This window comes from Cellvibrio sp., assembly GCF_053579595.1.
On the sequence record NZ_JBRFPI010000347.1, the window covers coordinates 1 to 4,861 of the forward strand.

Genomic DNA, 4,861 nt, shown 5'->3' on the forward strand with positions numbered 1-4,861 from the left:
TGTTTTATCTGAACAAGATTCAACACTCGAATACGAGCGCCATGAGATTTTAACATCACATCTGGGGACAACATTGAGTTCCCTTTAGAACTCGTATGAACCAGAAATCCTTTAGCTTGTTTGACAACAACACGCTCAAGCTGATAAGGAAGGGAGCTTATCCACCCCTTAAGTAAAGCATGGCGGTAAAATGCATTAATAATCCGCAAGCGAAAATTTACTGTAGATGGTTTTAAACCCAGCGTACCTAAAGACCAGTCCCGGTAAGAAACCAGTATCGTGTCGTCACGATTTAGATTGGTATTTCTCCAATCCCACTCATTATTAACTTCAAGGAAACTTAAAAAATCATAGATACTTTGACCATATGCCTTCCATGAATGTGCGCTTTGGACTCTCCCTCGTTTTATACAGTACTTAACTAAGAAGTCGAATGCTTCACATACCAAATCCATATGCCGATCAAATATAAGCGGAAATCCAGGGTAGGAAACGCCATGAATTTCAAACTCATCGCTAGCGAAAAGCAACTCCATAATCAACCTCTCCTACGACTGAAGAAAGACCGAGAATAAAGCTGTATTGGACAACTGTAAACAAATGGTTACAGTTAAATGCCTAGATAACAATTAAAAACTGCTGCGCGTTATCAAGAGTGATATCAACAACAGCTAAAAAGGGAGCATTCATTTCAGGGGTTTTCATAGTGGTTATTCCATCTCACGCAAGCTAATCGCCACATTCTCAGTCGCCGTAGAAACATAGGCGATGGCTTCGGTAATAGTGACTGTCAGGTTCATCGTTTTATCAGCCAATGCCGTCAGAGCCTGTAATTCATCAGCAGCAAAATGGTGAATGCTCACTTTGGGCAAGGCGCGGATGGCAGCGCTGTTGGTTTTCCACCAGACATCCATACCGCGACCATAGCTAAACACCTTCACCGCTTGCGCTTGGCCCGATGCTTTTTTCAAGCGATCCGGTGCCGGCTGCCCTACTTCAATCCACTCAAGGATAGTGCCGTTATCATGCTTCAACCATAAATCAGGCTCCTCCATGGAGGATAGGCCTTTGGTAAAGGTTAAATTTTCCGCAGCGCGATAACAAAAGGCTAGAATACGCACCATCATGCGCTCAATAGTCTCCGAGGGATGCAAGGCGATGGTCAGGTTGAAATCGCCAAACACATTGCGATCCATATCCGACAAGCTCAGGTTCGCCTTATAAATAGTTGCCTTCACTGCCACAATTTTTCTCACTTAATTAAAGCTAAATAATGTCCGATACTTCATTTGAAATACCGCAAAAATTCGAATTCACTGTTACCCAAGCCGAGCAAACCGCATTGGATTTGTTGGCCGAAGGTACCGGTCTATCCAAGCAGCGCATTAAAGATGCGATGAATAAAGGTGCCGTCTGGTGGACACTCAAAGGCAAAACACTGCGTTTACGCCGCGCCACCAAAGTGCTGTACAAGGGTTCTAAAATCCAATTTTTTTACGATGAGCAGGTGCTTGCACGCAAACCTGAAAGCGCCAACCTGATTTATGACGGGGGCAATTACAGCATTTGGTTCAAGCCCGCTGGCATGCTCTCGCAGGGCTCCCAATGGGGCGACCACTGTAGCATTTTACGGTGGGTTGAAGTGAATGGCCAACCTAATGAAGGGCAACGCCAACGCGAGTGTTTTTTAGTACACCGTTTGGATGCTGATGCGATGGGCTTAATCATCCTTGCACACGATAGCCAAAGTGCCGCGAAATTGTCCGCCCTATTTCAAGCGCGCGATATGCGTAAATTTTATCAAGCGTGGGTAGTGGATTATTGCGATATTCCAACCTTGGGGCTAACTCTGAATGATGAGTTGGATGGCAAATCTGCTATTACCCATATCAAAAAAGTTCGCGTGGAAAACAATAAAACCTTGCTGGATGTACATATCGAAACCGGCCGCAAGCATCAAATCCGCCGTCACCTGGCCAATATCGGCCACCCGATTGTGGGGGACAAACTTTACGGTTCTAAATCTCCTTCGGGCTTGCAGTTGTTGGCTTATCGATTGGAGTTTGTTTGCCCCAATACCAAACAGCCGGTCATTGTAGAATTGCCGCAGGAATTGCAGTTCAAATAACAATTTATTAAAAATAATAATGGCTGGTGAATCCAAAATCGGGAGAGACCCAGTCTCACCAATACAATATTGAAAAACCGGTCATTATCATGACAGGATCACCATCGTCGGCGCAAGGAACCTCCCATGACAGCATCTGTACCCTTCCCCCATTCCACTCATAAAATGGATCGCATAGTCACCTTGGATGTCCTGCGTGGTTTCGCACTGTTTGGAATTCTCTACGCGCATATGATTTTTTGGTATGCCGGCGGGCCACTACCTCAAGAGACCTACCAGCTTTATAAAGATGTAGGGAGCGGTATCGCCATAGGGACTTACATGATTTTTATACTCAGTAAATTCTTTGCGATATTTTCATTTTTATTTGGCTTAAGTTTTCATATCCAGATTCAAGGGCTGATCAATCGCCACGAGCCAGTCTTTACACGTTTCGGCTGGCGCTTGGTTATATTGGGCGCTATAGGTGTGTTACACCATATTTTTTGGCGCGCCGATATTTTATCGATTTATGTTCCACTCGGATTTTTATTGCTATTTTTTCGCAACCTCAGTAATAAAACTCTGCTGATTGTGGGGTCGTTATTAGTATTGAATATCCCAACTAAATGCGCCGAACTAATTTCGATTCTACTACGCGATCAATTGCAGTTGATTCAGGAAGACCACAAAACTGCAGGTGCGGCCTATTATGAAATTCTTAAAAGCGGCAATTTTGCGCAAATGATTCAGCATAATATCCATGCAGTAACGGAAAAGCTCACGTACCAGATTAATAGCGGCCGCGGTTTTATTACATTTGGATTCTTTTTATTGGGCATGCTTGCTGGGCGTATGCAGTGGTTCATCGATATAGACCAACATCACGTGCGCTTTAAACAAGTTTTGAAAAGAAGTGGATGGGCATTACTGATAGCCGTTTTAGTAGGAATAGCTTTCGGTGCAGTCACTTTTACATTAAAGATTGATGTGCAAAATGCTCCATTTGCGGGATGGATTGGCGGGTTTATTCTGGAAGTCTTCAACACCAGCCTTACGCTGATTTATATCACTGGCATTAGCCTACTAATGCTAAAGCCCAAGTGGGAAGCACGATTAATTCCTCTGGCCAGTGTTGGAAAAATGGCGCTGAGCGTCTACCTGAGCCAATCGGTTATCGGTGTATATTTATTTTTTAACATCGGCCTTGGCTTATTTACGTTGACTAGCCCAGGCCAGAATGCACTTTTATGCATAGCAATTTTCGCCACACAAATTTTGATCTGTCGTTGGTGGCTGAAATATTTCAGCTATGGACCTATTGAATGGCTGTGGCGCTCAGCAACGGATTTAAAATGGCAACTGTTTTATAAGCACAGAATCGCAAGCAAGCTAAATAATAATTAACAATTCAGCAATTTTTATTCATCAATATCTGAATAAAAAAATCCCCACTAGCCTCGCGGCCAGTGGGGATTTTTTAGTCACGATTTAACGCTATCAGTTACATTGATTATTCAACGCACAAGCTTTGAGAGCGTTCGAGAAAGCATAACCCGTTAAACCATCTTCCCAGGTAGACCAGGCCATAACGCCGCGCAGATCCGGATAGGTTTTTGCTGGTTTGTAACCACTACCGCAATCACCGGAACGCAAACAACGTATTGCCGCTTTCACAACAGTAGGATTGGTGTAACCACTACCAGCTGCTGCAGGTGAGGTCGATGCAGGTAAGCCAATCACAACCTTGTTAGCAGGCAGGCCCAGATAACTTACACCAGTGCTGCCAATTTGGAAGCCCTCGATTAATGCTTCAGTCCAGGCTACCAAACCATCTTGAGTTGCAGAGTTGTAGAACTGGCCATTTTTGCCAGGCATAGAACCAGTGTTGTAGTACTGCATTTGGATCCAACTGATGTCGTCACGCAGTGCATTCATCAATGGTAAATAAACACCCCAGTTATATTGCCCTAACCAGTTATTTGGAAGATTGGCACCAATGGTATGCGCCGTTTCAGGAGCCATAGTCAGCAGGAAGTTCGCACCATAACGCGCTTTCAAACGCTTGATTGCACGCACCAGATAATCCGCAGAATATTGCGGGCTGGTTTGACTAATTTGCGCATTTGGATTGGTGTGCAGACCTTTTTCCGTATCGATATCAATACCGTCCAAACCAAACTGATCTTTAATCGCGATGAAAGAGTTCACAAAGTTATCTTCGTGCGTTTGGTTGTTCAGTACAAAAGTTGCATTAGCTCCACCGATCGACAGTAGTACTTTTTTGCCCGCGGCTTTGGCTGCAGCAATTTGTTCTGCCGTTGGATTGTTTTGCACGCCACCATCATTACCAAGATAGAGCGAACCGTTTGCATTGATGGATGGGAATGAAATATTCAGTACCGTGTAATTAGGAATTGTCGCTGGTACTTCCAACGGCCAATGCCAGTTTTCCCAATAGCCTACCAATTCCCTGCCATTACTTGGCGCTACTGAACTGCTGCTTGCTGATGAAACACTGGAGCGCGATGTACTGACACTGGATGAGCTAACCGATGACGGTACCAAGCTGCTGGAGCTGGAACGTGATGTGCTCACACTGGATACACTGGTACCGGGGCAATTGCCACCGGCAGTCCAAGCCTGTTGCCAATAAGTACCCGTGCCTGGTGCGTAAGCCCAAGTTGCCGTTGATGAACACCAACCCGGAACCTGACAGGTGTAAGCACCACCGGCATTAATCACCACCGCACC

5 protein-coding genes are annotated in these 4,861 nt (G+C 44.9%); 2 read left to right on the plus strand and 3 right to left on the minus strand.

The genetic code is table 11. The features are described from left to right. The coding region (locus ACWA6V_RS17300) for a hypothetical protein (protein ID WP_449523661.1) at positions 1-536 on the minus strand (536 nt) is incomplete at its 3' end. A gap of 174 nt (positions 537-710) precedes the next feature. Further along, positions 711-1,244 carry a YaeQ family protein gene (locus ACWA6V_RS17305; RefSeq protein WP_449523662.1) on the minus strand — a complete coding sequence of 178 codons (534 nt, stop codon included), beginning with the start codon at positions 1,242-1,244 and terminating at the stop codon, positions 711-713. A 29-nt stretch (positions 1,245-1,273) separates the two neighbouring features. Between ACWA6V_RS17305 and ACWA6V_RS17310 the strand changes: the two genes are divergently transcribed. Beyond that, positions 1,274-2,128 carry an RluA family pseudouridine synthase gene (locus ACWA6V_RS17310; RefSeq protein ID WP_449523663.1) on the plus strand — a complete coding sequence of 285 codons (855 nt, stop codon included), beginning with the start codon at positions 1,274-1,276 and terminating at the stop codon, positions 2,126-2,128. 126 nt (positions 2,129-2,254) lie between these two features. Next, positions 2,255-3,514 (plus strand): DUF418 domain-containing protein, encoded by a 1,260-nt coding sequence (locus tag ACWA6V_RS17315; protein ID WP_449523664.1) that lies wholly within the window; start codon positions 2,255-2,257, stop codon positions 3,512-3,514. A 93-nt stretch (positions 3,515-3,607) separates the two neighbouring features. On the opposite strand, the gene ACWA6V_RS17320 is transcribed toward ACWA6V_RS17315, so the two are convergent. Then, the coding region (locus ACWA6V_RS17320) for a glycosyl hydrolase family 18 protein (RefSeq protein WP_449523665.1) at positions 3,608-4,861 on the minus strand (1,254 nt) is incomplete at its 5' end.

What these genes read in the sequence shown, in the direction of transcription:
- ACWA6V_RS17310 (WP_449523663.1), top strand. Translation starts at nt 1,274, where the DNA reads ATGTCCGATACTTCATTTGAAATACCGCAAAAATTCGAATTCACTGTT.
- ACWA6V_RS17315 (WP_449523664.1), top strand. Translation starts at nt 2,255, where the DNA reads ATGACAGCATCTGTACCCTTCCCCCATTCCACTCATAAAATGGATCGC.